Source organism: Pseudoselenomonas ruminantium (genome assembly GCF_900142515.1).
GTDB classification, from domain to species: domain Bacteria; phylum Bacillota; class Negativicutes; order Selenomonadales; family Selenomonadaceae; genus Selenomonas_A; species Selenomonas_A ruminantium_D.
In genome coordinates, this window is record NZ_FRBC01000025.1 from 26,741 (window position 1) to 44,458 (window position 17,718).

Sequence of the window (17,718 nt, forward strand, 5' to 3'; positions counted from 1 at the left end):
GCTCCTTTACTGCAAAAAAGATAAGAGCCTTTCGGTAACAATAGCAGCGGCACTTTTCGGTTTGACGATAATGAAAATATTGTCATCTCCAGCCACCGTTCCCAGTACTTCCGGCCAGTTGGCATGATCCAGAGCAGAAGCCACCGTATTGGCTCCACCGGGCAATGTCTTGACCACCACGATATTCTCACTGTAATCACAATTCACTACTGTATCCTGAAAGAGCCGCTGCATGCGTTCTTCCGTAAAGATAACTGTATTTTTCATGGGATAGGCATAACGATACCGCCCATCACCACTGGGAACCTTTATCAGCATCATTTCCTTGATATCCCGTGACACCGTGGCCTGAGTTACCTTGATGCGCTGCTGACGCAGAGCATCGGCCAGTTCCTCCTGTGTTTCGATGATCTGAGTCTCGATGATATTTTTTATCACCGCCTGACGCACACTTTTCACGCTTTCACCCTCCCGTCTGTTCATCTTTATCCGACTCATGATTCCACCCCATAATTTTTCCATAGTTTGGTTCTTAGAATCTGATAATAGTCTTTATCCTCAAATTTGATAATCCCGGCCCGGGCCGTAGACTTCATTACCGTCACTTCATCTCCTGGAAGCAGCCGAAAACTCTCCTGCCCATCAAAGGTCACGAGGATATCCTGATGGATGGCTGCAATCTTGATATGCACCACATCATCTTCCCCCACCACCAGCGGACGCATATTAAACGTATGCGCACAAATCGGCGTTACCAGCAATGCCTGAATGGACGGACTCATGATAGGGCCGCCTGCGGACAGGGAATAGGCCGTGGAGCCGGTGGGCGAGGATATGATAACGCCATCTGCCTTGTAATCCATCAGATGGGATTCATTGATGGACAGTCCCAGATGCAGCATGCGCGCCACACCGCCCTTGGTCACCACCACATCATTGATGGCATGGCCAAGGAAGCGCTCCTCCCCATCGGACTTGGCAAAGCCAGCCAAAAGCAGGCGATGTTCAATGCGGTAATCGCCATCCAGCAGCTTTTGCAGTTTCGTTTCCAGCTCGCCCAGCTCGATATCGGCCATAAAGCCCAGTGTGCCGATGTTGATGCCGCAGACAGGTACCGCGCTGGCACCATAGCGGCGGCAGACCCCCAGCAATGTGCCATCACCGCCAATGGACAGGGCAATATCCGCCTGCTGTTTTTCGATATCCGGCACCCCTAAATATTCCAGTTCAAAGTATCGCGACTCATCTACAGGAAGCATCAAGCGCACATCTTTATCCTGATAAAACTGCAAGATCCGCCGCAGCACTTCCGGTGACTGCGGTTTGCTCACATTGGGAAATATGGCAATGGTCTTGATTGGCATAACACATCGCTCCTTAATTGGCCCTTTTTCGTTTATTTATCCAGTTCGCCGTGGGCTTCGGCCACTACCTGAAGAATGCGCTCTTCAGTGACCGTGTCCTCTTTCGTCTGGTCTTTTGACAAGCGGACGAGATATTCAATGTTGCCCTCCGGCCCTTTGACTGGCGAGAATGTCAGCGCCATCGTACAAAAACCGATTTCGCGGGCAAAAGCCGTGACCTTGCGGATAACATCCTCATGCACCTTGGGATCGCGTACCACACCCTTCTTGCCGACATTTTCTCTGCCAGCTTCAAATTGGGGCTTGATAAGTGCCACGACTTCACCATTATCATTCAGCAAGGTATGGGTGACAGGTAATACCTTAGTCAGGGAGATAAACGCCACATCAATCGAGGCAAAATCCAACAAAGTACCGATATCATCCGGTGTCACATTACGGATATTCGTGCGTTCCATATTGACCACGCGTTCATCGGTACGCAGTTTCCATGCCAGCTGACCATAGCCCACATCGATGGCGAAGACCTGCACGGCGCCATTCTGCAACATGCAGTCGGTAAAGCCGCCGGTGGAAGCGCCGATATCCGCACAGCGCTTGCCTGTGATTTCCACGCCGAATTCAGCCATAGCCTTGGCCAGTTTCAGGCCGCCGCGGCTCACATAGGGAATGTCATTGCCCAGCAGGCGGATTTCCGCCTCGGCTTTGACCGTAGCACCGGCCTTATCCACTTTCTGATTATCCACGAGGACCTCGCCTGCCATAATCATGCGCTTGGCCCGTTCCCGGCTGCCAGCCAGTCCGCGTTCGACCAAAAGTATATCTAATCTCTGTTTTGCCATTACTTCAATCTTTCCTTTATTCGTTCTGCCATCTGTTCCGGCTGCAAGCCGCAGAGCGTTAAGAGCTCTTCCTGTGTGCCCTGCTCCACAAACCGATCCGGCAAGCCCAGGCGCAATAAATCCACGCTGCGCGCCAGGCCACTGTCTGTCAGGTATTCGGCCACGCCAGAGCCAAAACCGCCTACCAACGAGTTTTCTTCCACGGTTACCAAAAGGTTCACATGGCGCAGCCGCTGAATCATCTCCGTATCCAAAGGCTTGGCAAAGCGCATGTTCACGACAGCAGCGGAAATCCCTTGTTGCTGCAGAAGCTGCGCTGTTTCCATAGCCTTATACGTAATCGGCCCTAACGCCAGGATCGCCACATCACTGCCATCCCGCAAGATCTCAGCCTTCCCCACCGGGACATCACGGAACCCAGCCTGCAGTTCCACACCTTTGCCATTGCCACGGGGATAACGTACTGCTGTGGGTCTCTCCATTTTGACCGCCGTAGCCAGCATATCCCGTAGCTCTGCCTCATCTTTAGGCACGAAGATTGTCATGTTGGGCATATGCCGCAGGTAGGACAGGTCAAAGGCGCCATGATGAGTGGGCCCGTCGGCACCGACCAACCCGGCCCGGTCCAGGCACAACGTCACCGGTAGGTTCTGCAGGCACACATCGTGCATGAGCTGGTCATAAGCCCGCTGGGCAAAGGTGGAATAGAGTGCCACCACCGGATGCTTGCCATCCGCAGCCATGCCAGCCGCCAACGTCACTGCATGTTCCTCGGCGATTCCCACATCAAAGAAGCGGGCGGGATATTCCTGGCCGAAGGCCTTGAGGCCTGTGCCGCTGGGCATAGCCGCTGTGATAGCCGTGATATTGCTGTCCTTGTCCGCCAGTTCAATCAGCGCCTTGCTGAAGACCGAAGTATAAGACGGCGCACCCTCTTTCGGCAGGCATTTGCCTGTTTCCTTATTGAATCTGCCGATGCCATGGAACTTATCCGGTTCCATTTCTGCAGGCACATATCCCTTGCCCTTTGTCGTATGGATATGGATCAGTACCGGGCCATTCATTTCCCGGGCACTTTGCAGGATTTCCTGCAACAGGCTGATATTGTGCCCATCTACCGGCCCGATGTAGTGAAAGCCCAATTCCTCAAAAATGCCGCCGGGCACCAGCGCAGCCCGGACACTGTCCTTGACCACCTGCGCCGTGCGGAATGCCTTGTCCCCGATATGAGGAATGCTCATGAGCAGGCTGCCCATGTCCTTTTTGGCCTTATTGTATTGCGGCGTGATGCGGATGCGGGACAAGTATTCGCTGAGACCGCCGACATTCTTGTCAATGGACATTTCATTGTCATTCAGGATGACAATCAGTTTCTTGCCCAAATCGCCCGCCTGATTCAGTGCTTCAAAAGCTTCTCCGCCAGTCAGGGCGCCATCGCCGATTACGGCAATCACTTCATTGTTCCGGCCGCTCAAGTCCCGCGATATCGCCATCCCCAGAGCGGCAGAAATCGACGTGCTGGCATGGCCGACACCGAAAGCATCATAATTCGATTCAAAGCGGTTGGGAAAACCGGTGATCCCACCCTTCTGGCGCAGGGTATGGAACCTGTCCCGGCGGCCTGTGAGTATCTTGTGGCTGTAAGCCTGATGCCCCACATCCCAAATCAGCTTATCCTTAGGAAAGTTGAAGACGCTGTAAAGAGCCAATGTCAGCTCCACCGTCCCCAGACTCGGTGCCAGATGTCCCCCATTATCGGCCACCGTCTCCACGATAAACTCCCGCAATTCCTTAGCGAGCCGCTCCAATTCGCTGACGCTGTAACGTTTGACGTCAGCTGCTTCCTTGATTTTTTCTAAAAGTGGATACATGATCATCCGCACTTCCCCATTATTTATTGCGTTTTACCAGATAGGCCACCAGTTCCCGCAGGAAATCTGCCTCATCCCCAAACATCTGCAAGGCATTCACAGCCGTATCCACAGCCTCCTGCGCCAGTTTCTGTGCTTCTTCCAGCGAAGTCAGCGTCACATAAGTGGACTTATGGTTCTTCTCATCACTGCCCACCGGCTTGCCAATCACGGCTTCATCACCGATGACATCCAGGATATCGTCGGTAATCTGGAAAGCCAGGCCGAAGTTATCCGCATATACCGTCAGAGCCTGCAAAGCTTCCTCGCTGGCACCGCCCAGGATAGCGCCGCTGCGGATAGCGGCCCGGAACAGCGCCCCGGTCTTGCCCAAATGGATTTTTTTCATGGTCTCCATGGAAATCTGCTTATTTTCCGACTCCAGGTCAAGTGCCTGTCCACCGCCCATGCCATCGGGACCGGCAGCAATGCTGATTTCCCGTACCACCTGTACCAGCGTTTCAGCCTTGACTCCCTGCTGGCGCAACATGACTTCAAAGGCCAGAGTCAGCAAGGCATCCCCGGCCAAAGTGGCCATGCCTGCACCATAGACCTTATGGTTGGTGAGTTTGCCCCGGCGGTAATCATCATCATCCATGGCCGGCAGGTCATCATGAATCAGCGAATAGGTATGAATCATCTCCAGAGCGCAGGCTGTGGTCAGATAGTCCGTCCCCTTTGCCCCCACTGCATCGGCTGCGGCCATCAGCATCACCGGGCGCAGGCGTTTGCCGCCAGCCATCAGGCTGTATTTCATGGACTCACAGAGCGTCTTGTCCAAAGGATTTTCTTCATTCAATTCTTTTACCAGCTGCGCCTCTACCAAAGCACTGCGTTCCTGCCAGATTTTCTTCAATTCCATGGTCATTCCCCTTCTATGTTCAATTCTGCTTCCGCAATCTTATTGCCGTCTTTTTTGATTACCAGATCCATGGCCGCTTCGGCCTTGGCCAGTTCCTGCAGGCAGGCTTCGCCAAGCTTCATGCCCTCCGTGTAATTGGCCATCAGCTCCTTGAGGCTGGTATCGCTCTGTTCCATCGCTTCCACGATGGCTTCCAGCTTGTCCAGCGATTCCTCAAAGGAAAGTTCTTTTTTTCTTGGCATTACCTGTCACCCTTTTCCTTTATTGCAAGTGTCCGCACGAAGATACTACCGTCCCTGAGCGTCACCTTCAGTTCATCATTCACCGCCACATCCCTTACACTCGTGATGAGTTTATCCTGCCTAGTCAGGAGGCCATAGCCCCGGCCCATCACGGCGGCCGGATTGATGGCCGCCAGACGGTTCAGAAGCAGGCCCAGACGGTGCCGTTTGGCCTGCATATCCGCCTGCGCCGATTTCTGCAAACCGGCCAGCAGGAAGTCCAGCCGCTGGCGCCGTTCTGCCAGCATGGCCTGCGGCTCCCGCAGCACACGGCTTTGCAGGATATTTTCGAGCCTTGCCCGGCGGGCGGCGATGGCCCCCTGCATCTGACGGGTCAGTTGCCCGGTCAGGTTCTCCACCTGACGTCTGACTTCTGCCCGGTCAGGCACGGCCAGCTCCGCAGCCTGCGACGGTGTGGCTGCCCGCACATCAGCGGCAAAATCTGCCAACGTGAAGTCCGTCTCATGGCCTACGGCGGAAATCAGCGGCACCTTCGCCGCCGCAATGGCCCTGACCACCACTTCCTCATTGAAGGCCCATAAATCCTCCATCGAACCGCCGCCACGTCCCGCAATGATCACATCCACGGGATATTTGCGGGAGAAAAAGCCAATGCCGGCGGCAATCTGTCCTGCGGCGCCTTCCCCCTGTACCTGCACAGGATAAAGCACCAACTGCACCTGTGGCCAGCGCCGCTTGGATACCCGGTAGATATCTCGAAGCACCGCGCCAGCGGAGCTGGTCACGACGCCGATCTTTTTGGGAAATGCCGGCAGGACTCGTTTTCTTGACGCGTCAAACAGACCCTCCGCGGCCAACTTTTCCTTGAGCTGTTCAAAGGCCAGAGCCAGATCTCCCGTCCCTTCAGGCAGGAGGCTTTCGACATAGAGCTGATAAACGCCGTCCCGCTCATAGACCGAGATGCTGCCACCTGCCACTGCCTGCATGCCGTTCTGAGGCACGAAGCGCAAGGCTCCCGCATAACTGCGGAACATCACGCATTTCAGCGCGGAATTTGCATCCTTCAGCGTGAAATAGCAATGGCCGGAAGGATATCTCTTGAAATTGGAAATCTCTCCCCGCACGGCAATGCCCCTAAGCACCGGTTCTCCAGCCAGCAGATCTTTTATATAGCGATTCACATCGCTGACGGAATGAACAGTCACAACACGCAAGCCCCCCATACGCACGAAACTGGAGCTATGAACAGCCTGCACCCTGGGGAAGGTGTCAGCTATCGGCTGACGGAAAGGGCATAAGGCACATCTGTCCTCAAAAGCCCCTTCCACCGCTTACGCGGTCCCCCTCCCCCCATAGGGGGCGGCTCTTTTCACAGCTCCAGTATTGGTCAATCACTGAGCCTTCATCATGGCTCCGAGTATGCCGTTGACATAACGGCTGGAATCATCCGTACCATACTTTTTCGCCAGTTCCACAGCTTCATTAATCGCAATATTCGGTGTGAGCTTTTCCTCCGCGAAACGAATCTCAAAGGTTGCCAATCGCGTGATATTGCGGTCCACCGTTGCCATACGCTCAATTTTCCAATCCTTGGAACTGGTGGCAATCAGGCTGTCGATGTCTGCTATATGTGCTCTGGTTCCATGTACCAGCGCCTTTACAAACTCCCGGTCATGAGCACTCATTTTTTCGGCCTCGCCCAAAACCGTATCGATAGCGAGCGTTTCATACTGCTCCTGCTGATCTGCCTCGCCCGGATTCAAATCTAATTGGAAAAGCGCCTGCAGGGCTGCTTCCCTTGCTTGTCTACGACTCATTACTTACCTTCCTTAAATCCTTACTTTTCACAAACACGTCTTCATCGCTGAAAACGTTCAAACAACTGCCATGCCTTTTCACGTACACGTTCTACGGCATCTTCTCCGTTATCCAGCTGACACCCGATAAACAGGCCAATCAGGCCGCAACAGATTACGAAAAAGGTATGCCAAAAACCAAAGATCAGAACGGCTGTACCCAGAAGCATGCCAATCCCAAAACCTAAGGTCTTTCCGCGGTGATCCTGCCATAACCGGGTCAGCATATGCTCAAATTCTTCCTTCACTATGCCTCACCGCCTTAAACCACACGATGTTTCTTTTCTGGCTCCGCATCAGAAACTTCCGATACCACCACATTCACAGGAACATCTTCCAATGCCATAGTACGACGGAAATGTTCCTGTACCCGGTCTGTAAGCGTCTTAGCCACTTGAGAAACGTCCGCCTCCCGGCCCACGGATAGATCCACATCCAAGGACAGGCTGGCCGCTCCTCCCTTCTGAGTCTTAGCCTTGATCTTCACCCGGGCATCACGCACGCCATGGACTTCCCGCGCCATGCGGTCAGCCAGGCTGCGCATAGCCTCCAGTGCCACCCGGACCTCACCACGCGGGCCCGCATCAATGACATACTCACCTTTGCTGATTGATGTGTCACCTGGCTTGCGCGAAAAAACTGCCAACAACAGTTTCACCGAAATCAGCAAAAACACCATACAGACTGCCAGTGTCTCCTGCTGAGCCAAAACATAATGAAGCTGCTTGAGCCATACATTCTCCGGCAAGATCTGCACAAATGCCGCCAACACTGCTCCCGACAACGCAAGCCCTGCCAACGAAAGCAGCAACAACAAAAACCGATTGATTACGCTCATAGATTACGCCTCTTCCGCCATACGGCCCTTAGCGGACGCGCACCTCTTCCGCCTTTTCCTCTTCATCGGGGAAACCTACGCCCTGCACATGGACATTGACTTCCACTACGGAAAGGCCCGTCATATTCTCAATGGCCTGTTTGACATTTTCCTGCGCAGCCAATGCCACATCCGGTATGCGCACACCGTATTTTACGATGATATAGAGGTCAACGGCAGCTTCCTTCTCTCCGACTTCAACCTTTACACCTTTGGCGAAGTTCTTGCGCCCCAGCATCTCAGCAATACCGCCGGCAATGCCACCGCTCATGCCGGCAATGCCTTCCACTTCCGTAGCAGCAAGGCCAGCAATAATGCTGACAACTTCATCAGCAATGCGAATCGAGCCCAGAGAATTGTCTTTTTTTACCATTTCTTTTGCCTGTTCCATTACAAATCCCTCCATACCATCTGACTCACAAAATAATATCTGTGTCTATTATATCATATCTTTCGCGAATAAATAGGCAAAATCCTGCAAATTTATGCAAGTTTATGGGAAATTACATGCAACGCTAAAAACTGCCGCACCATTGAAATGATGCGGCAGTAACCGAACATCTTGAACTTAATTATGCACGTTCGATGTAGTTACCCGTGCGGGTATCGATGCGCAGCACATCGCCCTCGTTGATGAAGAGCGGTACGCGAACTTCGTAGCCAGTCTCGAGCTTAGCCATCTTCGTTGCGCCCGTAGCCGTGTTACCCTTTACGCTGGGTTCGCATTCCGTAACTTCGAGGTTAACGGAGTTCGGCAGGCTGATGCCGATGATGCGACCCTTGAAAGTCTGGAGATTCACTTCCATGTTTTCTTTCAGGTAGTTCAGAGCATCGCCGAGCGTCTCGGTGTTGAGTTCGCTCTGTTCATAGGTTTCCGTATCCATGAACGTATACATGCCATCCGCTTCATAGAGATACTGCATCGTGCGGGTCTCGAGGTGAGCAGCCGGCATCTTTTCATTCGGGTTGAACGTACGTTCTACCACTGCACCAGTCTCAACGTTCTTGATTTTCGTGCGCACAAAAGCAGCGCCCTTACCCGGCTTTACATGCTGGAAGTCCACAATCTGCCATACGTTGCCATCGATTTCAATGGTCAAACCCGTGCGAAAATCAGTACTATTAATCATTAACTTACGCCCTCCAATAAATTTGAATGCTTTTCTAAGCGGTTCAATTTCAATATAACGATACAATTATAGCACAACTGCCTGCTACTGTTCAAGGGAATTTTAATCGGCCTTTTCAGTAAACCATCCGATGTACCTGAGCGGCAAAATCCGTTACGCTGACACCAAAGACATTGGCAAAAGCTTTTTTGCCATCGCCGCTGGCTCGAGCTGCCTGTGCCCAGATATACAAACTCTGCCAGCCATAACGCTGCACAAGTTCTGCTGTCCCATATTCGCTGAGCCGCGCCACTTCATTGCTATCATACTGCTTGTCCATATCACGCACAGCATCTGCTGTAAGCATCTTATCCAGCGCGGGCAATGGTGTCTGCCGGCGCAGCTCCTTGCGCCAGCTGCGCTGATAAGCCGACAGGTCCCCCTGTCCACTTTCAATGAGACAAGCAACGCCTGCCAGATAACTGCTGCCACGGAACAACCATTCCACGCCGCTTTCTTCTCCCCCGAGCTCCTGGATAAGCAACAGACGAGCCACCAGGCTGCTACTGGCAAAAATCAGCTGCTGCGTATCATCAGCCTTGCTGATATTGAAAAAAATCGTACTGCCATTCTCTGCCCAGATACTGCCAGATGCCATCTGCCGAGCAGAATCCAGCCCCACCTGAGCATATTCCTGCATCGCTGCGACAAAATCATCTTCACTGCCTACCAAAACGACCTGATAATCGCCATGCAAATCGCGCCCCCAATGCGTGCGCAGCCATTTCCGCCCCGCTGACAGATGCGCAGCAAAATCCTGCCGCTGTCCTTCCGTCACGCCATTCCGCGCAATCAGCTTGATATCTGCCGGCCTGCTGCGTTCCTGCTGCCACCATGCCACAAACTCCTGCAAAAACGCCTGCATCTCTATGCCAAAGGTCTTGGCAAAAGCGTCCTCTGCACTATCCTTCTTCAAGGTCTGATAGTACGTTACGATCTTCTTGTCCGGCTGCCCTGCACCATAATGCTGCAATAAATAATAGGTCATCACATCCGACAGGCTATAAGAACGCATATCCGCATTCAAAAGCTGCAATCTTTCCTCTTCCGAAATATGCTGCAGACAGCTTATATCTGCCATCTGCTTAGCTGTAAAAAGCGAAAACCTAGCATCCAGATACCATTTCTCGACAGAACGCCCGCCAAGTTTTTCGCAAAGCTGCGCCCCTACATAATCCGCCGATCCCTCATCAAGCCAAAACAGGGCTTTCTTCTCTTCATGACTCCCATCACTCAGCTCATACTGAATTTGATGAAAGAGCTCATGCCCCGTCGTACTATATCGGTCACTTACCGTTTTCAATGAGTTTTTATCGCCATTGATCGCACAAAGCTGTTTGCCGGCTAAAGCCTGCCCGCTGGTATACTGCGCCTTTTGCCGGGCAGACTCAGCAGACTCGTGCATACGGCCTGTCATCAGTTCCTCATACTTTTTCCGGTCTGCACCGACCCAGACATCAACCGTGCGCTTCATTTTCAGCTGCATGGCCCCTTCAAGGAACTGGGGAAAATATGCACTGGCCTTTTGGACATCCTGCAGGATTTCCACATCCGTCTCTCCAAAACTGTGCACGTTCACTACAGCATCCCCCTGTTGCCCTGTCCACATATCACAGGAAAACTGCGCCCCCATAAGCAGTCCCAGCAGCACCATCGGCAACAGCACTATTATTCCTAACGTCTTCATGATAACCTCATTTCATCTGCCACCGGCAAACATGTCCTTCGATAAGATCCAAAACCCCAAAAAGCAATAACCCCATGAGGCTGAGAATCACAATTCCCGTATACATCTCCAGATAGTTTACCCGCAGCCAGGCATCCATGATAAAATACCCCATACCATACTGTGTACCAAAGGTCTCCGTAAAAAACAGCACGGACACCGCTGTGGCCATCGCCACCCGGATTGCCGTGATAAAGTTAGGCAAAGTCGCGGGCACAAGTATGTAACGGAATACTTGCCAGAATCCAGCCCCCAGCGAATACAAGGGATAATACGTTTCTGCTGGGATTGCACGAATGCCGTCCCGCAATGCCACGACGATCTGAAATACCACAATCAAGAAGATCATGATGATCTTCGACAATTCACCTACGCCCGCCAAGAGCATCAACACCGGCAACAAAGCAATCTTGGGAACCGGATATGTCAGATATACCAACGGTGCCAGATAACGATCTGCCCGCATAAAATATCCCATAATCAAGCCTAACGGATAGCCGATTGTCACAGCCAACAATATTCCTGCCACGATCCGCCACAGGCTGTAAGCTGCATGGATGGCTATTTTGTCAGCAAAAATCTCACTGAGCCGTCCAAATACCAGATCTGGTGCAGGGATAATCGGTAACTGTATCCAAAAAGCTGCTGCCTGCCATAACACGAGCAGGAAAACCAGTCCACATAGATAGGCTTGGAATACCACTTTACTCTTTTTCATCATACTGGCCTTGCCCCCATGGCTTTGATTTTTTCCCGCAGCTCCTGTCCCTTGACAAAAAAATCCGGTAAATCCTCCCAGCTTCGGCTGCCCTGCCACCTGTTATCCATGACTTCCGCTACAGTGCCAGGACTGCTGGACATCAGCACGATCTGCTGTCCCAGGTACAATGCCTCTTCCACATAATGGGTCACCAACATAGTGGTAATGCCCGCATCTTCCCATAAATCCCGGAACACATCCTGCATCTCTTCCCGCGTAATGGCATCCAGCGCGGAGAACGGTTCATCCATCAGCAAGATATCCGGTTCCAGCAGGAACACCCTGGCCAGGCTTACCCGTTGTTGCTGCCCACCACTCAGCTCCTGCGGATAGCGGTTGAGCAGATTCTCAATCCCCAGCTTCTGGCAGAGGTCGTGCATTTGTTCCTTCTTGTCCGCAGACCAGCCACCTTTCAATCGGCAGGCCAAACGGATGTTTTCGCCTGCCGTCTGCCAAGGCAGGAGGCCATAATTTTGAGGCATAAAACCAATGCACAGTTTCTGCGGGTTTACCTTTTCGCCATTGATACGCACGGAGCCGGTGTAATTCCGGATCAATCCCGCCACCACTTTCAACAGCGTAGATTTGCCACAGCCAGAAGGTCCGATAACAGCACAAACCGTTCCTTGCGGAACGGTCAGGCTGACATCTTGCAATGCCATATTCTCTTGTCGTGCGCTTTGATAAGCTACTGCCAAATTTTCTATTGCAATCATATCACTTATTCAGAACATCTACTACAAAATCAGCATAAGTATAATTTTTCTTAATCAAGCCCTTGGCCTGCAGCCACTTCACACAGTCCACCACATCGCTTTCCTTGGGCAGGGCAGCATGATGATACTCAGGCAGTTTCATTGCCTCTTTGGCCGCTGGCGGGAATCCGCCTTTTTCTATGACTAAATCCATGTATTCTTCCCGCGGCGTGTTATTGAGATAATCCACCGCCTTGTTATAAGCCCGGTACATGGCCGCGAGTTCTGCCCGGCAATCATTGGTGGTCTTGGCCGTGAACATGATCACGCCGGGATTGATGCCCAATTCATCAGAACCTGTTATGAACTGACAGCCATTGTGCACCGCGATGCTAGCCATGGGTTCCGGCAACGTTGCCGCTGCCAGTTTACCATTCTGCAGCATTTCCAACCTGGCAGGAATCTGCGGGATGATCACCTTATTGATGCTGTCCCCGCTCATGTTTTCTTTGGCAAGGATCTGATCTGTAACATATTCAATGATCGTGTTGCGGGAAACCGCCACGTCCTGCCCCTTAAGGTCCGCCACAGATTTTGCAGCAGACTGGCTGCCTGCCACCAGTTTATAACTGCCATCTGTAAAAGAAGTCACCTTCACGTTAAACCCGCCATCTTTGGCAAAAGCTACCGCCAGCATATCAGAAACAGCCCCATCCAGATTTCCGCTCTGCAAAGCTGAATCCCTGTCCATGGCACTCTTATACTGCTGGATATTAACCTCCAGCCCCTCTTCTTTAAAGTATCCTTTTTCCTGAGCAATGATAAAGGGCAGGGAATCCGTATCCGGCATCAGGCCAATATTCAAAGGCTGTCGTGCTTTTTCTGCCGTCTTATCTGCACCGCACCCTGTGAGAGCACCTATAGACAATAGCACCACCAGTAAAACAAATAGCTTTTTCAACGCAAATCCTTCTTTCCATTTTTTGTGGTCATTTTGTGGTCAGCCAATCCGACAGGACATCTGCACCGATCTGAACATAATGTACGGCTTTATCGATTACGTCCTTATTTTCCACATAGGCACTTTCAGCCTTAGCTTTTATCCGGCTGGCTTCTTGCTGCATCTCCGCAACAGTATCAAGCTTGGCATCCACATCATCCAGCATGTTCTGTGCCTCAGCAATGGACTGTTTAAGCTTGGCCACATCGCTATCGGCCTGAGCAGAAACCTTCTCATTTTCCTGTATCTGCTCCTTGCGCTTAGCCTCTTTGCCCGTGACCCGGTCCATCAACTTACCAAAAGCAGAATCCGGCATATTTTCCTGAATGGCTTCATTGCGTCCCTTTGCCCGGCTGGACTGAGCTTCCAGTTCCCGTTCCCGGCTTTGGAGTTCCTGTTTCTGCCGTTCCAGTTCCTGCCGCCGCGCTTTGAGATCAGCTTCCTGATCCGCCAGTTTCTGCTCCCGTTCCCGGAATTGCTGTTGTTCCATGGCATGCTGATTCTGTCTGGCTTCAGACTGATCCTGACTGTACCCGGCCAACAGGAAACCGCCCAAAAGCGCCACCGCGAAGCTGATTGCCAGGATCAGCCCCCGCTTCCTGCCCGGCGTAAAAATCGTTCCAGAGGAAACCTGCTCCTTGCGTGGCAATGCTGGTTCAGGAGGTAATTCGCGCACACCAGCGGGCTTTTCCGTCTTACTCATTTGCTGCGGAAATGCGGGCTGGATTGTTTCCGTATCTTCCGTAACCCGTGGCAACGGCTGCGTATCAGACTCCTTTAGCTGTGGCATCAGCTGTGTTTTATCCAAATCATTTTGTTTCATTAATGTCCTACTCCACTTTCTCACGTTCTGTCAGAGCGCCATGCTCTCTTTGCATTGTCTCACATAAACGCCGAAGTGTCCATAGTGTATTGAAAGGTGTCACCACCGCCTTGAAACGGATATGAGGCACACCAGCATCCTTCAGAGCCATCAGTACCTCATCCAGCCGCTTGTTCCGGATATTCTGCAGGACCATTACCTCATGTGGAAAAACGAAATCATCCTCCCCCTTGGACTTAGCTGGCTGAAAGCCTTTCGCTCCCAGCAAATAACCTACTTTTTCCCGCCAGGCATCTGCCGGCAGAACTTTTGTGATGATTCCCAGCTTATGCAGAGTCTTGCAGGCCACAGCCAATTTATCTTCATCTTGGAATCGATAGAACAATACCTGTTCCTGACGTTTCATTGACTCAATCCTCCACCCAACGGGCTATCCCCCGCATCAACAAATAAGTTACTAATTCGTCCATCGACACACCTTCCGCAGCCTGCCGTTCCGTCAAAGCCTGCCGCAAAGTACGGGGCAGATTGACCATCAGGATCCCCTCTTCCAGCGAGGCTTCCTTGACTTTTTTCACCGTTTTGGCGGCCTTAGTGGTTTTAGCTGTTTTAGCAGATTTTGGCGCGGTCACTTCCTTCATTGCCTTTTCTGCTGTTTCATCAGATACGGCCTTGACCGTTTTCTTGGCTCTTGGTTTTTTTTCCGTTACAGCCCTGGGCTCCGCAATCTCCTTGGCCACACTTTTCTTACGGGTTGTCTTTTTTTCCTCCGGAGGATAGACGAAGAATTCATCATAGGCATTGCGCAAAGCTTCACTAGCCTGCTTAGTCCCCACACCAATGATATAAGATGGCGTGTCTGAATTAAGATATTCCGCAATCTTCACAAAATCTGAATCCGTAGTAATGATGAAAAAACGCCGCACCCCTTCGTCATAAAGCAGCTTGGCAGAATCATAGATAGCTGAATCCAGAGAATTCTTCCCCTGATAGGTCCGGCTGATTTGCCGGAAGGTAAAGCCTGGCCGCCGCAGCAATCTTTCCCAGCGCTTCTGTTCCGGCCGCGCTTCCCAGTCAGATACCACGATCGTGCGGCAAGGCTGATACCGCCGTGCCTTGCTCAGAGTGAAATTCAGCATTTCAAAGGGAGCATTTTCGATGTCATATAAAATTGCTACAACTTCATTATTAGAAACCAATGTCATAAAATCCTTCCTTCAATGTCATTATACATATATTTTATTGTATTCGCTGCCAAAAGAAAAAATCCTACTAAAAAATTGCCTGACTAGTCAAGATATGACTGGTCAGGCAATCTGTCAAGCTTCTTCCTGCATAGCCTTTATGCCCTGCTGAAATTCTTCCATACTCAGCGTAAAGTAAGAGAGCTCCTGCAGGATCTCATACACTTCCTGCTGGCTTTTTGCCGCATCCAGCCGCATCGCTAAAGATTCCTCGGTCAAGGCATGGAACAGCATATGCTTGATTTCTTCGATATCCATTATACAGCCGCCCTTTTCTTCACATCATCATCTTCCGTCAGACGGGCCGCATATTCCGGCTGGTCCTCAAAGATGATGGTCGGAGCCAGATAGAAACCGTTGAACCGCGTAGCGCTGACGCTGGTATAGGAACCCATTTCCGTCACGAGCACCTTGTCCCCGATCTTGAGTTCCGGTGCCATGAAATCACGATAGAGCACGTCGATGCCATCACAGCTCGGGCCACCGAAAGTCGACGGCTTCCTGGCGCCCTTGCCAAAGCAATGGAGCGGATAAGTCCAATGGTCATACATGATGCCAGAGAAGCAGCCATAGATGCCTTCATCCAAAATATACCAGGGCTGCTCTCCACGGGTCTTCGTACCGATGACAGAAGTAACAAGATTCACGGCCGTACCGCACATATAACGGCCCGGTTCCGTCCAGACTTCCGTATCCGGGAACAGACGGTCAATCTGCTTGTTGATTGCTTCCATCATGGCCGCCAGATCCACATTGAGACCCTTGGCATCGGGAACGGGGAACCCACCGCCGATGTCGAGGTCTGTCAGATGCATGCCCATTTCCTCAGCCTCATCAAAGAGCCTGCGGGCCACCAGCAGGGCTTCCTCATAAGCTGCCGTAGACAGGGACTGGCTGCCCACATGGAAGCAGATGCCCATCGCGTGCAAGCCGGCCTCCTGTGCAGCCTTGAGCAGATCCAATGCCTCTTCCACGGGTGCACCGAACTTCGTATTCAAATCTACCAAAGCCTTGTTGTTGCGGACAGCAATGCGCACCAGCACATCGGCCCCCGGCACAGCCTTGGCCATCTTGTCGATTTCCGACGGATCATCAAAGGTAAAACGGCGTACATTGAAATCCCTGGCCGCTTTCAGCCCCCGGGCATCCTTTACCGGGTTGGCATATATCATCTGCGAACCATCTACGCCCAGCTCATGGAGCATCTCCATCTCACCAGCCGAAGCCACATCAAAGTGTGAGCCAAGGCCAGCCAGCAGAGATAAGATCTCCGGCGTAGGATTCGCCTTCATCGCATAGAACACTCCCGCCCGCGGCAAATGACGGCGCATAAACTGGTAGTTTTCCTCAACCTTGTCCAGTGAAGCCACCAAAAAGGGCGTCGGGATACGCTTGGCAAGCGTTTTTACTTCTTTTTCGCTAAGTCTGAAATTTTTCATAACACAACCCATTCCGATAATAGATTTAAGATGAATTGACAACTGTTCATCTCATAGGTTACATTGTAATATAAATGATACAAATTAACAATATAAAATGAAAATAAAAGCTGCATTCTCCCAAAACTGCGCAATAACTACAATACGGAAAAATTTTTTCAGGGGTGTCAAGTAAAAATACTTGCACCCCCCTGCTTTTTGTGCTAAAATACCATTATTGTGTGTTAGGAGCAGTAGGCTCCCACAGGTTTAAGGAGGTGTAACACATGGCAAGTGTTTGCGAAATCTGCGCTAAAGGCGAACTGTCTGGCAACAATGTCAGCCATTCCCATCTGAAGACGAGACGCACTTGGAAGCCGAACATCCAGCGTGTACGCGCTGTCGTTGAAGGCGAAGTTAAGCGTGTCAACGTCTGCACGCGTTGCCTGCGTTCTGGTAAGGTTCAGCGTGCCCTTTAATTTGCGCATAATATCACCAAAAGCTGATATATCATAAAATAACCCTATCGCGATTGCGGTAGGGTTATTTTATTTCCTGTCCAAATGTTGTAAGATAATGGTATGCTGTATTTATAAACAAACTTAGCAATATATGTTAAATATCTTTATAAATTTTGTTGCTCATTAACTGCTCTCGACAAGCCGAGTATCGGATTAGTCCGAACCAAGCAAGCGGTCTACGCAGCAACTACCACAACTGGACGCAGCACTACGCCCTCTACCTCATAGGCTTATGCTATTTGAGGTTACTTGTTTTTGCTATTTTCATGTAGGCGGCTTTGCCGCTGAACGAGGTGTCTACGTCAACCTTGGACATTTTTACAAGCCGTAAGGGCGATGTCTCCTCGAATACGTAGAAACGAGGCTCTTTTCTCGGCTCAACCTTTCTAAAGTGCAGTTCCCGTAGGTT

22 protein-coding genes are annotated in these 17,718 nt (G+C 51.4%); 1 reads left to right on the forward strand and 21 read right to left on the reverse strand.

Going from position 1 to position 17,718, the window contains the following annotated elements:
* Positions 1-6 precede the first annotated feature (6 nt).
* From argR to BUB68_RS11925, 21 genes are all read right to left on the reverse strand, one after another.
* Positions 7-459, reverse strand: a complete 453-nt coding sequence (gene argR / locus BUB68_RS11825) for an arginine repressor (RefSeq protein ID WP_073091689.1) — start codon at positions 457-459, stop codon at positions 7-9.
* A 35-nt stretch (positions 460-494) separates the two neighbouring features.
* Positions 495-1,364, reverse strand: a complete 870-nt coding sequence (locus tag BUB68_RS11830) for an NAD(+)/NADH kinase (RefSeq protein WP_256625920.1) — start codon at positions 1,362-1,364, stop codon at positions 495-497.
* A 32-nt stretch (positions 1,365-1,396) separates the two neighbouring features.
* Positions 1,397-2,206, reverse strand: coding sequence for a TlyA family RNA methyltransferase (locus BUB68_RS11835; RefSeq protein WP_073091650.1), 810 nt, complete (start codon positions 2,204-2,206; stop codon positions 1,397-1,399).
* A complete protein-coding gene (dxs, locus tag BUB68_RS11840) occupies positions 2,206-4,077 on the reverse strand; it encodes a 1-deoxy-D-xylulose-5-phosphate synthase (protein ID WP_073091693.1) in 1,872 nt (623 codons plus the stop codon). Before dxs ends, BUB68_RS11835 begins: the two co-directional genes overlap by 1 nt.
* Before the next feature lie 19 nt (positions 4,078-4,096).
* The gene (locus BUB68_RS11845; protein WP_073091653.1) at positions 4,097-4,984 is read right to left on the reverse strand and encodes a polyprenyl synthetase family protein; all 888 of its coding nucleotides are present in this window, start codon (positions 4,982-4,984) and stop codon (positions 4,097-4,099) included.
* The gene (gene xseB / locus BUB68_RS11850) at positions 4,981-5,220 is read right to left on the reverse strand and encodes an exodeoxyribonuclease VII small subunit (RefSeq protein WP_073091656.1); all 240 of its coding nucleotides are present in this window, start codon (positions 5,218-5,220) and stop codon (positions 4,981-4,983) included. The genes BUB68_RS11845 and xseB overlap by 4 nt, the downstream gene beginning before the upstream one ends.
* Complete coding sequence (gene xseA / locus BUB68_RS11855; RefSeq protein ID WP_073091695.1) at positions 5,220-6,425, reverse strand: exodeoxyribonuclease VII large subunit; 1,206 nt, start codon at positions 6,423-6,425, stop codon at positions 5,220-5,222. The genes xseB and xseA overlap by 1 nt, the downstream gene beginning before the upstream one ends.
* A gap of 186 nt (positions 6,426-6,611) precedes the next feature.
* Complete coding sequence (gene nusB, locus BUB68_RS11860) at positions 6,612-7,037, reverse strand: transcription antitermination factor NusB (protein ID WP_073091659.1); 426 nt, start codon at positions 7,035-7,037, stop codon at positions 6,612-6,614.
* A 41-nt stretch (positions 7,038-7,078) separates the two neighbouring features.
* A complete protein-coding gene (locus tag BUB68_RS11865) occupies positions 7,079-7,324 on the reverse strand; it encodes a DUF2273 domain-containing protein (RefSeq protein WP_073091662.1) in 246 nt (81 codons plus the stop codon).
* Positions 7,325-7,338: 14 nt separating this feature from the next.
* Positions 7,339-7,914 (reverse strand): alkaline shock response membrane anchor protein AmaP, encoded by a 576-nt coding sequence (gene amaP, locus BUB68_RS11870; protein ID WP_073091665.1) that lies wholly within the window; start codon positions 7,912-7,914, stop codon positions 7,339-7,341.
* Positions 7,915-7,942: 28 nt separating this feature from the next.
* A complete protein-coding gene (locus BUB68_RS11875; protein ID WP_073091667.1) occupies positions 7,943-8,359 on the reverse strand; it encodes an Asp23/Gls24 family envelope stress response protein in 417 nt (138 codons plus the stop codon).
* Between the two features lie 166 nt (positions 8,360-8,525).
* Positions 8,526-9,083 (reverse strand): elongation factor P, encoded by a 558-nt coding sequence (efp, locus tag BUB68_RS11880; protein ID WP_014424354.1) that lies wholly within the window; start codon positions 9,081-9,083, stop codon positions 8,526-8,528.
* Positions 9,084-9,198: 115 nt separating this feature from the next.
* Positions 9,199-10,809, reverse strand: coding sequence for a hypothetical protein (locus tag BUB68_RS11885; RefSeq protein WP_073091669.1), 1,611 nt, complete (start codon positions 10,807-10,809; stop codon positions 9,199-9,201).
* A gap of 7 nt (positions 10,810-10,816) precedes the next feature.
* Positions 10,817-11,569 (reverse strand): ABC transporter permease, encoded by a 753-nt coding sequence (locus tag BUB68_RS11890; protein ID WP_073091672.1) that lies wholly within the window; start codon positions 11,567-11,569, stop codon positions 10,817-10,819.
* On the reverse strand, positions 11,566-12,324 hold the full coding sequence (locus tag BUB68_RS11895) for an ABC transporter ATP-binding protein (protein ID WP_073091674.1): 759 nt from the start codon (positions 12,322-12,324) through the stop codon (positions 11,566-11,568). The genes BUB68_RS11890 and BUB68_RS11895 overlap by 4 nt, the downstream gene beginning before the upstream one ends.
* A gap of 1 nt (position 12,325) precedes the next feature.
* The gene (locus BUB68_RS11900) at positions 12,326-13,264 is read right to left on the reverse strand and encodes an ABC transporter substrate-binding protein (protein ID WP_073091676.1); all 939 of its coding nucleotides are present in this window, start codon (positions 13,262-13,264) and stop codon (positions 12,326-12,328) included.
* A gap of 28 nt (positions 13,265-13,292) precedes the next feature.
* The gene (locus BUB68_RS11905; protein WP_073091678.1) at positions 13,293-14,126 is read right to left on the reverse strand and encodes a hypothetical protein; all 834 of its coding nucleotides are present in this window, start codon (positions 14,124-14,126) and stop codon (positions 13,293-13,295) included.
* Positions 14,127-14,133: 7 nt separating this feature from the next.
* Entirely contained in the window at positions 14,134-14,532 is a 399-nt protein-coding gene (locus BUB68_RS11910) for a DUF3783 domain-containing protein (protein WP_073091681.1), read from the reverse strand.
* 4 nt (positions 14,533-14,536) lie between these two features.
* Positions 14,537-15,331 carry an NYN domain-containing protein gene (locus tag BUB68_RS11915; RefSeq protein WP_073091683.1) on the reverse strand — a complete coding sequence of 265 codons (795 nt, stop codon included), beginning with the start codon at positions 15,329-15,331 and terminating at the stop codon, positions 14,537-14,539.
* Positions 15,332-15,445: 114 nt separating this feature from the next.
* Positions 15,446-15,628: a hypothetical protein gene (locus BUB68_RS11920; protein WP_073091685.1), complete on the reverse strand. Its 183-nt coding sequence runs from the start codon at positions 15,626-15,628 to the stop codon at positions 15,446-15,448.
* The gene (locus tag BUB68_RS11925; protein ID WP_073091688.1) at positions 15,628-16,809 is read right to left on the reverse strand and encodes a type III PLP-dependent enzyme; all 1,182 of its coding nucleotides are present in this window, start codon (positions 16,807-16,809) and stop codon (positions 15,628-15,630) included. The genes BUB68_RS11920 and BUB68_RS11925 overlap by 1 nt, the downstream gene beginning before the upstream one ends.
* A gap of 266 nt (positions 16,810-17,075) precedes the next feature.
* Between BUB68_RS11925 and rpmB the strand changes: the two genes are divergently transcribed.
* A complete protein-coding gene (gene rpmB, locus BUB68_RS11930; RefSeq protein WP_014424781.1) occupies positions 17,076-17,267 on the forward strand; it encodes a 50S ribosomal protein L28 in 192 nt (63 codons plus the stop codon).
* The last annotated feature ends 451 nt before the right edge of the window (positions 17,268-17,718 follow it).